Origin of the sequence: Candidatus Competibacter phosphatis, from assembly GCF_012939995.1 — a bacterium.
Taxonomy (GTDB): Bacteria; Pseudomonadota; Gammaproteobacteria; order Competibacterales; family Competibacteraceae; genus Competibacter; species Competibacter phosphatis.
In genome coordinates, this window is sequence record NZ_SPMZ01000050.1 from 15,986 (window position 1) to 32,750 (window position 16,765).

Sequence of the window (16,765 nt, forward strand, 5' to 3'; positions counted from 1 at the left end):
TTGTCGGCATCCCAGTTCAAACCCGTCTGGAGGTTAAATAATGAATAAATTATGGTTATGGTTTAACAACCAAAGTCTCAGGGTGAAGCTGATCACGCTGTTCCTCATTACCGGTCTCATACCCTTTGGTGTCGCCGTTTATTACGCTCTGAATCAAGCCAGCCAGGTGTTGGAAGCCCAAATCGTTCAGGCGACGGAAGGCGTGCGCGATGCTCGGAAGCTACTTGCGGCAAACTATTTTAATAATCGGACGGTCGGTGCCACCATGATGGCCCAGTCCGTGAAGGACTTTTGGGTGGAGGCGCTAAGCAAGCAGCAAGCCTTGCATGATGCTAAGAAAAAGAGCATCGAGCAATATTTCGCCGATTTCTATAAAGCAGTGGAGGATACCCGCCAAAACCCATCCACGGTGGATGACCTGAAGCGCTTGACCGCCGCTCTCGCCAAGGGGCTAGACAGCCCCGAGTACAAGCAGGCCAACACCGTGGCTCAAAAGAACGTCGCTGCGATCGCGCATCTCACCGGTGGCAGCGAAGTCATGCTGATCGATGCTGCTGGCAACGCAGTGTTTGCTTCCGCCGGCAAGGGGGATTTGGGCGGCAACGTAAAAACGGGTTCTCTCAAGGATTCCGGCCTGGCTCGCCTCTTCAACAAGACCCACGACCGGGTGGGGATCGAGGATTACAGTGCCTATGAAGGAGCAGGCAATGCACTGACGGCATTCATTGGCGGGCCGATCGTGGACGGTAACGGCCAATATTTAGGTATGTTGGCGTTCGAAATTCCCACGGAGTTCATTGACAGCATCATGCAGGATCGCACCGGCATGACCGAGTCGTTCGAAAGCTATCTGGTAGGCAAGTTTGGCGATAGGGTGACGCTACGCAGTGACCGTGTAGTCCTCAAAGGTAAGATTGGCGATCCGAAAGCTGGCGCTGATGTCGACGCCATCATGGCAGGCAAGTCTGGATATGAAATGAAACGTGGTGAGATTGACAAGGTGTTTAAGCTCACTCTGTATGCGCCTTTGCAGATTGCTGGCTTGCAATGGGGCATCATCACTGCCGGTACGATGGAACAATTATTTACACCAGCTAACTTCGAGAACACCAAGACCAGCTATTATCAGGACTACATCAAGCGCTTCGATATTTCAGACTTACTGTTGGTCGCGCCGGACGGTGAAGTGTTTTATTCAGTGGCCCATCGTGCCGACTATCTGACCAACTTAGTCAATGGGTCGTACAGCGATACCAATTTGGCCAAGCTGTTCCGGAAGGTACGCGATTCCAAACAGATTGGTTTCGCCGACTTCGAAACCTACGCACCCTGGAACAACGAAGCTCGCGGTTTCATCGCCGTCCCGGTCATCTCACAGGGCGAGGTGCTGATGGTGATGATCGAGCATGTATCTGCTGCAGAGACCAACAAGTTGATGGCGGATCGCTCGGGTCTGGGTAAATCCGGTGATTCCTACCTGATCGGTTCGGACAAGCTGGCGCGTTCCGACTCGCTCCAGGATTCCGCGCGTAACGTCAAGGATTCGTTCGCCGATCCAAATAAGCATCTCATCGTCAACGCTTCGGTGGACGCGATCGTGGCGGGAAAAACCTCGGAAATCAATGAGTTTTATCAGGATTACCGAGGTCACCGAGTGGTGGGTGCCTTCACGACGATCGACGCGCTCGGCTCGAAATGGATCGTGTTCGTCAAGCAGGATCTGACCGAGGCCTTCGAGCCGGTGACGGCGCTGCGAAACGCCATGACCGTCATGGCGGTCGTGGTCGCTGTCGCCGTCGCGCTCTTGGCGCTGTTCGTCGCCGGTCTGATCGCCCGACCGATCACCCGCATGGCTGGCACCATCACCCAGATTGCCGCCAACCGCGACCTCACGCTGGCCGTGCCGGTGGAAAGCAAGGACGAAATCGGCCGCATGTCGGCGGCGTTCAACCAGATGATGCAGGTCGTTCGCAACGCCTTCGGGGTGGTGAGCAGCACGGCGACCGTCGTGGACACCAGCACCAGCGAAGTCGCCAAGCGTGCGAGCGCCAACCGCGAACGCGCTCGGGTCGAAGCGGAACAGTCCGAAACCGCCGCCAAGATCATTTCGGAGATGGGTGCCACTGCTGGCGAAGTATCGCAGGCGTCGGTCGCCCAGAAGGAAGCGGCGGACCGTTCCAACACCACAGTCGTTTCGCTGCTGAAGGCCATGCAGGACGTGGCGACGTCTGCCACCGCGCAGAACCAGGAAGTGAACACCACCATGGATCGTGTCGCCGAAATGGGCCAGACCGGTGCCAAGGTGGTGGAAACCGCGCGGCAACAGGGTGAGAAGGTGGTGGATGTGACTCAATCCGTCAACCAGATCGCTCAGGCGGTGGAAGAGATGAACAAGGCGGTGGCGCAGGCCACCGAGTACGGCCGGTCGGTGGCGCAGGCCGCCGAGGCCGGCAGCCGGTCGGTGGCTTCCACCGTGAGCGGCATGCGCTCCATCGCCGAATCCTCGGAACAGATTTCCGAGATCATCGGTGTGATCACGGAAATCGCCGAACAGACCAACTTGTTGGCGCTGAACGCCGCCATTGAGGCCGCTCGTGCGGGTGCGCACGGCCGAGGATTCGCGGTGGTGGCCGATGAAGTCGGCAAGCTGGCGCAACGGGCTTCGGAGGCCGCCAAGGAAATCACTCGCTTGATCAAGGACTCTACCGCCCGCGTCAGCGAAGGTACCAAGCTCAGCGACGAGGCGCAGCAGGCACTGGTGAAGATCGACGAGAGCGGCAAGATCAACATGCAAGCGATCGAGGGCATTGCCAAGACCGCCGGTTTATTGGTCTCCAACACCCAGCAGGTGCGCAACTTGGTGAGCGAACTCAACGCTTTGGCGCAACAGATCGCTGGCATGGCCGGCGAGCAGGGTTCTCGCCGCGAAGCCGCGCAGAAGGCGCTGGCGACGCTGCTGGAACAGTCACGGATCATCGCTCAACTGGTGACCGAGGCCAACCAAGGTGCTAGCGCCATCGGCGACGAAATGAAAGGTATCGTGGAGCGCACTGCGCACATGACCAACCTGACGGGCCTGCAAGCGCAACGCTCGAAGAAAGTCATGGAAATCGCGCAAGCCTCCGCCGAAGGCGCGCGTCAAACAGTGGAACGTGCTGGCGGCGTGGTCAAGCTTAGCGAGGAATTGCAGGATGGCTCCCACCGGCTCAGCGAGCAGGTGCGGCAGTTCAAGATCGTCAACAGCGAGGCTCCAATCACGCCGATGGCGTCCACGAACTGGCAGGCCGGTTAAAGCGGCGCCGGATCGAGCCATGGTCGGCTAGTAATCAGCCGACTGGCCCGGTCCGGAACGCAGACCCAAAGGAGCGCGAAAATGGCTGATGTACATACGACCAGGCGAATGGATGAGGCTGAGGAGAAAGACCACCTCATGCAGTTGGTGGGCTTCATGAACGGCAAGGAAATGTTCGGCGTGGATATCCTGATGGTTCAGGAAATCATTCGAGGCGCGCCGATCACCGCCGTGCCCAATACGCCAGCCTTCGTTGAAGGGGTCACCAACTTGCGAGGCAACATCATCCCGGTGATCGACTTGCGCAGACGACTGAGTTTACCGACTGATCGGGAAAAATCTGGCAAAAACTGGGTATTGATTCTGGACATCGCTGGCAGGGTCACCGGTTTTGTCGTGGATGCCGTGACCGAGGTTCTCAAGATCGAGCGGGATTCCATCGAGCCGCCCCCCGAAATCGTCGTGGCGGGATTGGAGAGCCAATACGTTCAGGGGGGTTTGCGATATTGGCGAACGCTTGCTTATCCTGCTCGATTTCAATCGTATTCTGCTGGTGGAGGAAATCAAGCGGCTCAAGGAAGTGAACATGGGCGGACAACGTTCGAGTGGTTTGGCGGGATAATCGCAAGGAATGAGAGGCGTGGAGTAGGGCAATGGGTATACGCATTCTGGTTGTTGACGATTCTTCGATGATGAGAAAATTGATTTCAAAAGTGTTGAAGCCGCCAGGCCATACGATTGTCGGAGAAGCCAAAAACGGCCTCGAAGCCTTGGAGCTTTACAAGTCGTTGCGACCGGATTTGGTGACCATGGATATTACCATGGACGAGATGGACGGCCTGAGTGCCGCTCGGGAAATCCTGCGGCACGATAGCGCCGCTCGTATCCTGTTTCTTTCCAATCTGGAAGAGGAGAAATACCGCGACGATGTCAAACGGTTGCACGCCATAGGCTTCATCAACAAGCATAAATCGCAAGAAATTCTCAAGCTGATTGAAAATCTGGAAAGAACCGAGATAACTGGAATCGAGGATTAGCCGGATCGCCCGATTCCAATCCTAATACCGCTTTTGATAGAAGAGCATCCCATGATCGAGCTTGATCCATCGCTGATTAATGATTTTGTTGCCGAAGCTGGCGAGCATCTCGAAGAAATCGAATCGACGCTGCTGCGATTGGCGGATGATCCGGCTAATCAGGATCTGTTCAACACCATCTTTAGACCAGTTCACACGATCAAGGGTGCCTCTCAATTCATGGGGCTGACCAGGATTGCCGCGCTTTCCCACAAACTGGAGGACCTGCTCGATTTGCTTCGCCAGGGAAAGAAGTCTTCGAGTCCAGGTATTGTGGAAACCCTGATCGTTGCGCGCGACCGCGTTGCCATGTTGGTGGCCGATCTGGCGAATTCCCAGACGGAGGAAACGCCGGTTGACGATCTGATTGCCTTGCTCGAACAGATCATCGAAGGGCGAGAAGAAACGGAAGAGACGGTGGAATCGTGGGAAGCGATGGAGATGGATCCTGTCGCCGAAACCTCGGATCGATCTCCCATGTTCCCGCCCGAGCGGGAGATCGAAACCTATGAGGAAGAATACGACAAGGAGTTGTTTGCTATATTCCTGCAGCAATTGCAGGAAAAACTGGATTTTTTGGGCACGCAAACCAGTATGCTGTCCACCGCGACCGATAAATTGGAGATTCTGGAGCAGTGTCTCAATTGCATTAATAGCCTCAGTTCTTCCGCCAATTACATGGGTTACCAAGCGCTGGCCCTGATTTACGAGCAGTGGTGCGATGAAATCCTCGCGGCCCAGCAGTTGGTCGCGCTGGATCAGGAAGTTTCCATGGACTTCATGGAGACCTACACGGCCAGAGTGATCAAGCTCTTTCCTCAGTACGGTGACCGCTTACTACATGGAGATGAACCGCTGGTGGCGCCTTCAAGCGTTGGCGGAGGTGACGCGCTGGAGATCGTCGAGGAATCCTTACCGAAAGATCGCTCGGAAGACGAGGAATTACCGACGAAATTGACTGAAACTCTGGCCTCTTCCGTGAAAACGGGCCTGGATCAGGCCGAGCCGGTGCTTGCCAAGCAGCAAGTGGAGCCTGCCACGGATGCGGGGCTGGCTGGGGAAGTGGAGAACGAGCCCCAGAAGACAGACTTGCCTCAGGGCACCGGTGAGCGGGTATTGAAGAAAAGCGTGCGAGTGGATGCGCACAAAATCGACATGCTGATGAATCAGGTGGGGGAACTGATCGTCGATCGTTCCTATTTTTTTTCAGTTGTTTAACGAGATGAGAAATCTTCAGCAGCATCTGAAAGTCAATGCCGGACTCGATCCAAAGGAAATGAAGCTGCTTAGGGCTTTTACCTATCGATTGGGCGAGGCCATCGTTTCCCTGAGCCGGACTTCCAACGAACTCCAGGAAGGAGTAATGAAAGTGCGGATGTTGCCAATCGCCCAACTTTTCAATCGTTATCCCCGTTTGATTCACGATCTCACCCGGAGTACCACCAAACAGGTGCAACTGGAAATTCGGGGCGAGGAAACGGAACTGGACCGGATGATTATCGAAGAAATCTCTGACCCATTGATTCATCTGATCCGGAATGCGGTCGATCATGGTTTCGAGACTGTGGCGGAGCGTAAACGCTCGGGTAAACCACCAACTGGTACGCTGCTTCTTGAAGCTTATCATGAAAGCAATCATATCGTCATCGAGATTACCGATGACGGTCGAGGCATGGATCCTGAATTAATCAAGTCCAAGGCTTTGGAAAAGAGATTACTTTCCAAGGAAGAATTAGAACGGATGGGAAGTCGAGAATTGCTTCGACTGATAATGACACCCGGTTTCTCGACAGCTTCGGAGGTGACCAATACTTCCGGTCGTGGGGTAGGCATGGATGTAGTGAAGAAGAATATCGAAAAATTGAATGGCATGATTGATATTGAATCCACTCTCGGCCTTCAAACACGAATTCGACTGAAGATTCCGCTGACATTGGCGATCATCGCGGCGTTGATGGTGCGGGTTGGCGATAATCTGTTTACCGTGCCATTGGCCAATGTCGAAGAAACGCTGCGGATTTTTTCCAAGGAAATCACGACGGTGGAGGGCACGGAGGTCATTCATCTTCGTGGTAGAACCACGCCGATATTCCGTCTATCGGTTTTGTTCAATATCCCATCAAGCTATCAGGAAAGCGATAAGTTTTTCGTGGTCATCGTCAATGCCGGATTGCGGAAAATTGGACTGGTGGTGGATGAATTGCTGGGACAGGAAGAAGTAGTGATCAAACCACTGGTTGATTATTTGCAAGAAAAAAAGTGGTTTGTCCGGTGCTACAATTATCGGCGATGGTCGGGTTTCTCTGATCTTGGATGTATACGAACTGGCAAATATTGCCATGAATCGGCAGGTTGCCCGATATCAGGAATTAAACCTGGACAGACGGAAAGCCAATATTGATAAAACCGGTTATCCAGCAGCAGGCAAGTTGAATTAAGCTGCTCAAATCCAACCTTGTTATTGGGCGATATTCTGGTTGCCTCTGAGCTGCTTTGCTCCCGATCGGTGGAGAGTTCAAAATGGTGGAAAAAATAAAAGTCCTGGTGGTGGACGATGCCGCTTTCATGGTCAAGGCAGTTAGCGAACTACTCGAATCCGATCCAGGAATCAAGATCGTCGGGCATGCCAGGAACGGTCTGGAGGGTTTGGAAAAAAATAAAAACATTGCGGCCTGATGTGATCACGCTTGACATGGATATGCCGGTGATGGACGGTATCACAACCATTCGTCATATCATGATCGAAGCGCCAGTTCCTGTCGTGGTGCTGAGTTCGCTATTCAGCGATGGCAACATTACCTTTGAGGCGTTACGATTGGGTGCGGTGGACTTTCTGCCCAAGCCATCAGGAGCTATTTCCCACGATATCCATCGTGCCAAACAACAATTGATTGATCGGGTCAAACTGGCGGCTGTGGTGAATTTGCATAATGTCCGTCGGGTCAAGTTAAATCGCTGGGATAGTCGTGAGGATTTAGCTGAGCGTTATGGATTTCAATCGCTCGATTATTTATTGGCCATAGGTACTACACTGGGTGGACCGAATACATCCTTGCGTCTGTTTTGCAATCTTTCACCAAAACTACCCATTGCGGCGGTAGTCGTACAGGAAATCTCTCCAAAAAATATTGCCGGCCTTCGTAAAAAAAATTTGATGAGTATGTTCCTTGGAAAGTAGAGGTTGCTCGTGACGGAGCAGTTTTGGAACAAGGCGTTTGTTATGTCAGTTCCTATGAAAATACGATTACCTTTCAAGTGAATTCCAATCGAGAGGTCTGCTTGCAGATCGGTACGGCATCGGATAAACCATTGGATGCGTTATTCTCATCGACAGCAGATATTTTTTGGACGCCATGCCATCGGACTTTTATTGACTGGAATTGGCAATGATGGTACGGAAGGCTTTGCTAAAGTCAAGAAAAATTCCGGTACCACCATCGCACAAGAAGTAGAGACTTGTGTTTACCCCAATTTGATTCAATGTGCCGTAGAGCGAGGAGTTGTGGACTGGGTGGTGAACGAAAACGAACTGTCTACCACCATAGCGGCGCTGATAGAAAATACTGCTCATGCCGAGGTGTGAGGTTGGAATTATCGGTATGAACAGGCCGCTAGCCCATTATTGTCACCTCATGATCAGTGAGCGCATGCCAAAACTGATGATATGGTGTTACGACAATCGACGTACTGTTTTGCCCTTCATCACGCTTGCAGTAATGCTCCTGATTTGGGAGTTGACAGCCCGGTATAGCGGTTGGAGTCCCCATGTTTTTCCCAGTCCATCGAAAGTGGTGTACAGCATGGGAGAGTTGATCGCTAACGGTGCTCTTTTGCGACACTCGATCGCCAGCCTGTTTCGAGTGACAGTGGGATTCTATTTAGCAGTCATCTTTGCCATACCCTTGGGCATTTTCCTGGGGCGGATGGAAATCTTCAATCTGATGCTGAACCCACTTATTCAGTTTTTACGGCCTATATCACCGCTGGCCTGGATTCCCTTGGCGGTGCTGTGGTTCGGAATCGGAGATAAGCCCGCTGTTTTTCTGATCTTCCTCTCCTGTTTTTTTCCCTCTTGTGGTGGCCACGGCGATAGCGGCTCATGCCATTTAATCCGATTTTTTTTCCAAGTTGCCGCCAATTTTAAATTTAACCATTGGGAAACCATCACTAAAATTATCCTTCCCGCTATTATGCCGAACGTATTGACAGCTTTGCGCCTCACGATGGGGATTGGGTGGTTGGTTGTCGTGGCTGCGGAAATGCTGGCGGTCCGCTCTGGTTTGGGGTATCTGATTCTGGATTCCAGAAATGCCTTAAGGATGGATTACGTCATGGTGGGTATGATGATGATCGGGTTACTCGGAATCGTGCTCGATGAGTTGATGCGACGATTGGTGCATCTACATCCGTCGTTGCAGAGGCCTTACTAGCGAAAATGATCGTACATCCAGCATGACCTGGATTGTTCCGGTTTTTCTCCAATAAGATGACAAGAGTAGCGAGCAACACCGTGGGGCACATCCTGATTCAAGACGTATGCAAATCATACAAGAACCGGCGGCTTGAACGCCGTGGTCCCCACGATTTGTATCAGCCTAACGAGATGATGCATGTTTTGGATCACATCAGTCTCGAATTTCTGGAAGGTGAAATGGTGTGCCTGTTGGGTCCTTCCGGCTGTGGGAAATCGACTTTGCTGCGCATTATTGCGGGCTTTGATACGCCGGCCTCGGGTGAGGTTACGATTGATGGTGAAAAGGTGCGTGGTCCCAGCCCACACCATATCTTTGTTTTTCAGCACAGTGGCTTGCTACCCTGGATGACGGTCTGGCAAAACGTCGAATTGGGTGTGCGAAACGTGGGGGATGTTCGGGCAAGAGGGGAAATAATCCAGGAAAATATTGATATGGTCGATCTGACCGGTTTTGAGCAGCACTATCCCTATCAATTATCGGGAGGGATGCAGCGCCGGGCCGAATTGGCAAGAGCGCTGGCTGCGAACCCGGATGTCCTGATCATGGATGAGCCTTTTAACGGCCTGGATTTCCTGAGTCATATGAAAATTCGCGAGGAAATCGTCAATATGCATGAACTATTGCGCAAGACCACTTTGGTCGTGACTCATGATATCGACGATGCCTTGTTAATGGGTGATCGAGTTGTGGTCATGAGTGGCAGGCCCGCCCAAGTCACATTGAATCGCCAACTCGATTTTCCACACCCGCGTGATCCCAAGAAAAATACGGTTTTGGGCGACGCTCGCGATGAGTTGTTCCTAATGCTCGGAGTGAGTTATGCCATCTGAATGGATTCGCCACTGGCGTTTTCCCTTGGTTTGGCGTATTGCCATTGTCGCCGCTGGTTGGTTGATCCTGATTTCCTTATTGCACTATGCGTTTAACATGGAGCGTGACAGCAAAAGAATAGTGCGTTTGGGCTATATGCCGGTGATTAGCAATCTGGCGGCGCCATTGCTGGATTATGCCAGTCGGGATCAAGGCGATGTGCGGTTCGAGGCGTTGAAGTTTTCGTCTTTCGCGGAGATGGGGGAAGCGCTACGCAACGGCCTGATTGAAGCCGCTTTTATAATCGGACCCTTGGCTATCGTACTCAGGCAACAGGGAGAAGATGTCAAAGTGGTCTATATCGGCAACCGGCACGAAAGCACGCTAGTCGCCAGGAAAGATTTACAGGTAACCACGCTAAATGATCTGATCGGCAAAACGATTGCTGTCCCCCTACGTTATTCAGGACACAATCTGAGCATCCGCCAATCGATGGAAAAGCTCGGGCTAACCGGAAAAATAAAAGTGGTTGAAATGAACCCGCCGGATATGGCGGCCTCTTTAAGTGCCGGTTCCTTGGATGCGTATTATGTTGGCGAACCGTTTGCGGCTAAAACCTTGAAAAGTGGTGACGCCAGTTTGGTTTATTATGTCGAAGCGGTATGGCCGAATTTTATTTGCAATTTGACTTTGGTCAAACAAAAATTTATTCAAGAAGAACCAGGCATTGTAAAATTACTGGTCGAGGGAGCCGCTCGTTCTGGAGTTTGGGCCGCTCAAAATACTGATGAGGCCGCCAGAATCGCCTCGCAATATTGGAATCAATCCGCTGAGTTGGTTCAATACGCCTTATCGACCCCCGCCAACCGAATTCGCTACGATCAGTTTATTCCAAGGCAGGAAGAAATGCAGCAGATGGCTGATTTGATGGTGCACTTTGGATTGTTGCCCAACGGCGATATTACCGGTTTGGTGGAAGACCGGTTCGCGAAAGCGGCTAACCTGGCTGAAGTGACCAATATTGAAAGCATTCTCCAGCCATTGAAGTCGAAATGATCTCGATTATCTTGCTAAGTAATCCGCCATGTTTTCCAGGTACTTTTTGAGGGCTTTGTATTCATCCTCATAGATATCCAGAAATTTCACGCCGATTTCATATCCATTGCCATCGGGGGGATGGAATCATCCAGACGACTTCCGCAATTGCAGTCAAGGGAGTATTTTCAACAGTTCCGGCCGAGTCATCGATGATCGATGCCACGCTCTTAACATAGCGCCGCCAGCCTTTTAGATTGATTTTCAAGCTCAGTCGGGTGCCAGGTTCATAAACATTGGCAACGGTAAATCCGATCCCACCTTTTGCTATATCTCGCAAAACTCCTGATTCGTCCACTTCGGTCGAAAATGGGTATTCAAGCTTGGTGATTGTTAAAGGAACCTCCTTTGGAAGTCTCGGGTAGTCGCGTTTGTCGTGATCGATTTGCGCTTGAGCCATGGGGTGTTCCTCGGATTTTGATGATCGGATTCCTATTATTATATTTTTGCGATGAGGGAGCTTCAAGAATAAACTGTATTAATATGAGGCGCATGCCAGTCATCCTTGACTGGAGTGTTGTGTTCCGCTGTCTAAATCGAACCGCTGCTATCCGCGAGCGTCGGTTGCGCCATGGCCTGCATGACCGAGCGCAAATCCAGCCACCACTGTTCCAGCGGCCGCCGATTGGTGATATCGACCATGTCCGCCATCTGCTTGATCGGGAAGGCGGTCAGCTTGCCTTCGGCCAAACCCATGAACACGCCCACCGCCGTACCGCGCTCCAACTCCGTGGTGAGAAAATCGATGCCATGAGCCGCCAGCCGGGTGGCGAGGATGCGGTCAAATGGCGAGGGGTTGCCTCCCTGCTGAATATGGCCTAGCACCGCCTGGCGCACATCGAACAGCTGACCACCTTCTTCTTCGAACAATCGTGCCAGAAAGTCGGTGGTGTATAGCGCGTTGGCCTGTTCATTGCGAATGGTCAGATACAGCCGCCGTCCGCCGCGAAAGCTCTCGACCATGCGCTCCACGTCGGCCTGTAAATCCTTGAGAGTGATGCCCTCCTCAGGCAGGTAAATCCGTTCGGCGCCGCCCGCCAGGCCGCTCATCATCGCCAGATAACCGCAATGTCGACCCATTACCTCGACCACGAAACAGCGCCGTGCCGCCATCGCCGATTGCTTGATACGGTCGAGCGCTTCGACGATGACGTTGAGCGCGGTGTCGGCGCCAATACTCAAGTCCGAGCCGGGCAGGTTGTTATCGATGGTGGCCGGCAGGCAAACCATTGGGATCTTGAAGGCTGGATAGCGCTCCCGTTCGCTGTCCAGCCGATGTAATGCCTGATAGGCCTTCCAGCCGCCGATGACCAGCAAAGCGTCGATGTCATGTGTTTCCAGCGAACGGGCCACGGCGTAGAGTTGTTCGGTGGTCGGTATTTGCCGGCTGGCGCCCAGCTCGGCGCCGCCCAGCGCGGTCCAGCCTTCGACATCACCCCAGGTGAGTTCCTTAATGCGCCCATCGACCAGTCCAGCAAAGCTGCCATGTACCCCTAGCATCACATGCCCGCGATCGCGACCCAGACGCACGGCGGCGCGGGCGGCCGTATTCATGCCCGGCGCCAGGCCACCGCCGTGCAGCACGGCGATCCGGCGCGGACGAACCGGCGGCGTCACGCTGGGCAGCGCTTCGGCCATGGCCCTGAAGGTTTTGGTCATTTCGGTAAAGCTGCCGCCGCGCAGCTCCACGGCCTTGGCGTAATCCTTTTCGGCAATGGTCCGGGCGATTGCCCGGGTCTGCTCGACGCATTGCATCAAAGGTAATCGTCGAACCCGGTTATAACGGACGCCGATCAGTTGCGGCTCGCTGTCTGGCGTGGCCGCCAGTAGTTCCTGGACGGCGGCATGGCCGACCAGGGTGCTCATCCAGCGGTCATAGGCGCTGGGCGTGCCGCCGCGCTGGACATGACCGAGAATGGTCACGCGGGTATCTTCGCCCAACCGTTCTTCCAGAATCCGACGGATGTAGTCGCCGCCGATGCGATTGCCGGCCCGATCGGTGGCGCCTTCGGCCACCACCACGATACTGTCGCGGCGACCTGCCGCCCGGCCATGGCGCAACAGTTCGCACATGCGGTCTTCCCAGCCCTCCGCCGGGGGATATTCGGGAATAAGCACGTAATCGGTGCCGCCGGCGATGGCGCTGGTCAGCGCCAGGTAGCCACAATGCCGCCCCATGACCTCGACCACGAAACTGCGCTGGTGGCTGGCGGCCGTGCTGGTCAGCGCATCGATGGCTTCGATGATACGGTGCAGGGCGGAATCGGCGCCGATGGTCATGTCGGTGCCGACCATGTCGTTGTCGATGGAGCCCACCAGCCCAGCGATCATCAACGCCGGGTGAGCTTGGGCGGTGGCTTCATCGATTTCCCCAGCTTGAACCAGCTCCGTTAACAGTTCCGGCCATTCCTGACGAAACAGATTGGCGCCGGTCAGGCTACCGTCACCACCAATGATCACCAACCGGTCGATGCCACGCTGGAGCAGATTGCGAGCGGCGCGTCGGCGACCCTCCCTCTCACGGAATGCCGGGCAGCGGGCGGTGCCGATGACGGTACCGCCCCGATGCAGGATGCTGCCGACATCGTCCCACGACAACGAGCGGATGCGATCGCCACCGTCCACCATGCCTTGATAGCCTTCGAAAATGGCGTGGACGGCGGCGCCCTGATGCAGCGCGGAGCGGACCACCGCGCGTACCGCGGCGTTCATGCCCTGAGCATCGCCGCCGCTGGTCAGGACGCCGATGCTGGTTGGGAGATTGCTGGCCATGGAGTCGATTTTCCTTCGGCTGGTGAAAGGGGATGGGAGGAAGTGTAACGCCGTTGCATAACCGCTGGATTACCGCAGCAACGCCAGGAACATGCCAGCGGCCACCGCCGATCCGATCACGCCGGCCACGTTGGGACCCATGGCCGCCATCAGCGGGTTGACCTCCCCGTCGGTCTGCTCGGAAACGAATTTCTGCACCACCCGGGCCGACATTGGCACCGCCGACACCCCGGCCGCGCCGATGCAGGGGTTGATGCGCTTGCCTTCCGGGAGGATCAGGTTGAGCAATCTGGCGAACAAAATGCCGCCCGCCGTGCTACAGGCGAACGCCACCGCTCCCAGCACCAGGATAAACAGGGTCTGCGGGCTGAGGAAGGTGTCACCCTGCATGGTGGCGCCGACCACCAGGCCAAGGAAGATGGTGACGATGTTGATCAGCGCGCCGCCGGCGGTCTTGCTCAGCCGGTCGGTAACGCCAGATTCCCGCAGCAGGTTGCCGAACATCAGCATGCCGATCAGCGGCGCGCTGGACGGGATGGCCAGGGCGGTCAGCACGGTGATGAAGATCGGGAAAGCGATGACCGCCGTTTGTGATACCGGCCGAGCCTGGGGCATGTTGATGGCGCGCTCCTCGGGAGTGGTCAGCAGACGCAGGATCGGCGGTTGGATCACCGGCACCAGCGCCATGTAGCTGTAGGCGGCCACCGCCACCGCGCCCAGCAGGTGCGGGGCGAGAATGGCGGTCAGGTAAATGGAGGTCGGTCCGTCCGCCCCGCCGATGATGCCGATCGATGCCGCTTCCTCGGCCGTGAAACCGAACAGGTAGAAAGCGCCGAGCGCGGCGACGAAAATGCCCAACTGGGCCGCCGCGCCGAGCAGCAGGGTGATCGGTCGGCTCAGCAGCGGTCGGAAGTCGGTCAGCGCGCCCACCCCCATGAAAATTACCGGTGGCAACAACTGGGTCTTGATGCCCATGCTGTAGATCAGTTGCAGCAGCGGCACGGTCTGACCGGGCTCCGCATGAAAGCCGCTGGAGGCACTGAGCATGGCCGCCGGCAGATTGGCGAGCATCGCGCCAAAGCCGATGGGGATCAGCAGCAGCGGCTCGTAGTTTTTCTTCACCGCTAAATAGATCAACAGCCCGGAGATCCCGAACATGAACAGATTCTGCCAGGTCAGGCCGCGAAAGCCGCTTTGGGCGATCAGTTCCGACAAGGTATCCATGTCAGCCGCCGAGGGTCAGGATGGGTTTGCCGGCGAAGACCTCGCTGCCGAGTTCGGCGTTGATTTCCACCACCGTGCCGTCGCGGGGCGCGCGTACGTCGTGTTTGGCCTTCATGGCCTCGACGGCGGCCACCACCTGTCCCTTACGCACCGTGTCGCCCACTTTCACGTTGATGTCCACCAGTTCGACCTTGCCTTCGAACGGCGAGAAGACCGGCGTGCGCTGCTCGGTGGCTGGCGGTGGGGATACCGTGACGACAGGGGCGGGGGGTAGGGGGCGGGAGTGGCGACGGGAGTGGTGCTCGCCGGACTCGTTCCCGTCGGAGGTTCGATGGTAATGCGGAAGGTCCGGGTCACGGCGCCTTCGACCACCGTGCATTGGGTGGTGACCGGCCCGGTGAAAACAGGGGCGGGAGCCGCTGAAACGGGAGCCGGCCTGGGCGGGAGTGGGGGGTCGCTTGAGCGAGAGCGGCCTGAGCGGGAGCAGGGGGCGGGAGCGACTGGAGGAACGGGGGGGGCCGGCGGTCGTCGGAGTGGGGGTTACCGGGACCGGGGTCGGAGCGGTTGCGGCGGTAGGCTGTTCCTTGGTTTTCAGCGGCAGGTTGATCTTGGCTTTACCGGCCAATAGCCGGATGCCTTCGTTCAATTCCATGTTCTTGCCTGGCACGATGGCGGAGGCAACCAGAAAGACGTTCTCTTCGGTCAGCGGTAGCTTGCGCTCGCGCAGCGCCTCCTCGGCGGTGGCGATGCTGTCCGGGGCTTCTTCCAGCGGATCGCCGGTGAACGGCTCCAGCTTGAGTTGCTCGGCGGCGACCTTGATCACCGTGGGGTCCGGTGGCTCCGGCGTGCGGCCGAAGTAGCCGAGCACCGAGCGCCCGTAACCGGCGTCGATTTTTTGCCAGCGGCCGTGCAGCACGTTGTTGAAGGCTTGTAGCCAGTACTGCTGACTGCCAGGCGTCACGCTGGTCCAGGCGCCACCGGCCCGCACCACTTCGGGGAACTCGGCCAGCACGTCGCCGTAGCGATCGAGAATGCCGGCTTCCGCCATCATATGGACATTGGGGCCGATGGCGCCGCCCGGCATCGGAAAATTGACGACTCGCGCATCGGCCGAGGTGGTGACCGGATTGAACGAATAGTCCTTGAGCCCCTCGTCGAGCAACTTTTCCAGCTCGTTCATCTTGCCGGCGTCGATGTCGAGCGTATAGCCGGTGCCCTTGAGCGCGTGCCACATCGAACGCACGTCCGGTTGCGAGGTGCCGGAGGCCAGGGGCCGTACCGACAGGTCGATGCGGTCCACACCGCCGGCGATGCCGGCCATGTAGCAGGCCACGGCCATCGACGCGGTATCGTGGGTGTGCATGGACAGCGGCACTTCGGGCGGCAGGATTTTCTTCAGGCCCTTGGCGGTTTCGTAGCAGGTGTGCGGGTCGGTGGTGCCGGAGGCGTCCTTCATGCACACCGAGTCGAAATGGAGCCCCGCTTCCAGTAGCCGTTGGATGATCCCGACATAAAAATCAGGGGTATGGACCCGATCGGATCGGTACGGCAGGCCCATCATTGCCACGCAGACCTGATGATGCATGCCGGCATCCACGATGGGTTTGCCGGTCTTGATCAAGTTGTCCACGTCGTTCATGAAGTCGAAGTTGCGATCGATGGTGGTGCCGTGTTTCTTCATCAACCGCGCCTGCATCTCCAGCGCCTTGAGCCGCTGGGTGGTCAGGGTAACGCCGGACACCGAGCGAGTGAGGATTTGCAGGTCGGCGTCCGGGCCGACCGCCTCGCGCATCTGGTCCATGCAGGTGAACGGGTCCTCGCCGGCGTAGAAGTAGGGTGCCTGGTAGCGGGCGCCGCCGCCGAATTCGAAATGGCGCACGCCCATGGCGGCGGCGGCCTGCATGGCGGGTAGCACGTCCTTGACGCGCACCTTGCCGCCGAACACGCTTTGCAATCCGTCGCGGAAGGCGGTCAGCATGACATGGATTTTTTTTGGAGTGGGTGCAAAGATCATGGTGGCT

The 16,765-nt window shown here is 56.0% G+C and carries 15 protein-coding genes; 11 read left to right on the forward strand and 4 right to left on the reverse strand.

Annotated features, from left to right (window positions below; translation table 11 throughout):
- The first annotated feature begins 40 nt into the window (after positions 1–40).
- The 11 genes from E4P82_RS15510 (at position 41) to E4P82_RS15560 (ending at position 10,709) form a co-directional block, all read left to right on the forward strand.
- Positions 41–3,292: a methyl-accepting chemotaxis protein gene (locus tag E4P82_RS15510; protein WP_169249734.1), complete on the forward strand. Its 3,252-nt coding sequence runs from the start codon at positions 41–43 to the stop codon at positions 3,290–3,292.
- Between the two features lie 81 nt (positions 3,293–3,373).
- Positions 3,374–3,985 carry a chemotaxis protein CheW gene (locus tag E4P82_RS15515; protein ID WP_312915313.1) on the forward strand — a complete coding sequence of 204 codons (612 nt, stop codon included), beginning with the start codon at positions 3,374–3,376 and terminating at the stop codon, positions 3,983–3,985.
- A complete protein-coding gene (locus E4P82_RS15520) occupies positions 3,946–4,329 on the forward strand; it encodes a response regulator (RefSeq protein ID WP_169249735.1) in 384 nt (127 codons plus the stop codon). Before E4P82_RS15515 ends, E4P82_RS15520 begins: the two co-directional genes overlap by 40 nt.
- 51 nt (positions 4,330–4,380) lie before the next feature.
- Positions 4,381–5,586: an Hpt domain-containing protein gene (locus tag E4P82_RS15525; protein ID WP_169249759.1), complete on the forward strand. Its 1,206-nt coding sequence runs from the start codon at positions 4,381–4,383 to the stop codon at positions 5,584–5,586.
- Between the two features lie 4 nt (positions 5,587–5,590).
- Positions 5,591–6,769 (forward strand): chemotaxis protein CheA, encoded by a 1,179-nt coding sequence (locus tag E4P82_RS15530; protein ID WP_169249736.1) that lies wholly within the window; start codon positions 5,591–5,593, stop codon positions 6,767–6,769.
- Between the two features lie 119 nt (positions 6,770–6,888).
- Entirely contained in the window at positions 6,889–7,044 is a 156-nt protein-coding gene (locus E4P82_RS15535; protein ID WP_169249737.1) for a hypothetical protein, read from the forward strand.
- Between the two features lie 28 nt (positions 7,045–7,072).
- Positions 7,073–7,546, forward strand: a complete 474-nt coding sequence (locus E4P82_RS15540; RefSeq protein WP_312915315.1) for a chemotaxis protein CheB — start codon at positions 7,073–7,075, stop codon at positions 7,544–7,546.
- A 123-nt stretch (positions 7,547–7,669) separates the two neighbouring features.
- Positions 7,670–7,951: a chemotaxis protein CheB gene (locus tag E4P82_RS15545; protein ID WP_338140969.1), complete on the forward strand. Its 282-nt coding sequence runs from the start codon at positions 7,670–7,672 to the stop codon at positions 7,949–7,951.
- Positions 7,952–8,015: 64 nt separating this feature from the next.
- The gene (locus E4P82_RS15550; protein ID WP_246327620.1) at positions 8,016–8,798 is read left to right on the forward strand and encodes an ABC transporter permease; all 783 of its coding nucleotides are present in this window, start codon (positions 8,016–8,018) and stop codon (positions 8,796–8,798) included.
- A gap of 80 nt (positions 8,799–8,878) precedes the next feature.
- Positions 8,879–9,673, forward strand: coding sequence for an ABC transporter ATP-binding protein (locus E4P82_RS15555; RefSeq protein WP_312915317.1), 795 nt, complete (start codon positions 8,879–8,881; stop codon positions 9,671–9,673).
- Positions 9,663–10,709: an ABC transporter substrate-binding protein gene (locus tag E4P82_RS15560; RefSeq protein WP_169249740.1), complete on the forward strand. Its 1,047-nt coding sequence runs from the start codon at positions 9,663–9,665 to the stop codon at positions 10,707–10,709. The genes E4P82_RS15555 and E4P82_RS15560 overlap by 11 nt, the downstream gene beginning before the upstream one ends.
- 97 nt (positions 10,710–10,806) lie before the next feature.
- Here E4P82_RS15560 and E4P82_RS15565 read toward each other — a convergent pair whose 3' ends face one another.
- The 4 genes from E4P82_RS15565 to E4P82_RS15580 form a co-directional block, all read right to left on the reverse strand.
- Positions 10,807–11,148, reverse strand: a complete 342-nt coding sequence (locus E4P82_RS15565) for a PilZ domain-containing protein (RefSeq protein ID WP_169249741.1) — start codon at positions 11,146–11,148, stop codon at positions 10,807–10,809.
- Positions 11,149–11,279: 131 nt separating this feature from the next.
- Positions 11,280–13,520: a 6-phosphofructokinase gene (locus tag E4P82_RS15570; RefSeq protein ID WP_169249742.1), complete on the reverse strand. Its 2,241-nt coding sequence runs from the start codon at positions 13,518–13,520 to the stop codon at positions 11,280–11,282.
- 69 nt (positions 13,521–13,589) lie between these two features.
- A complete protein-coding gene (locus E4P82_RS15575; RefSeq protein WP_169249743.1) occupies positions 13,590–14,744 on the reverse strand; it encodes a sodium ion-translocating decarboxylase subunit beta in 1,155 nt (384 codons plus the stop codon).
- 1 nt (position 14,745) lies between these two features.
- Entirely contained in the window at positions 14,746–16,758 is a 2,013-nt protein-coding gene (locus tag E4P82_RS15580; RefSeq protein WP_169249744.1) for a biotin attachment protein, read from the reverse strand.
- Positions 16,759–16,765 lie beyond the last annotated feature (7 nt).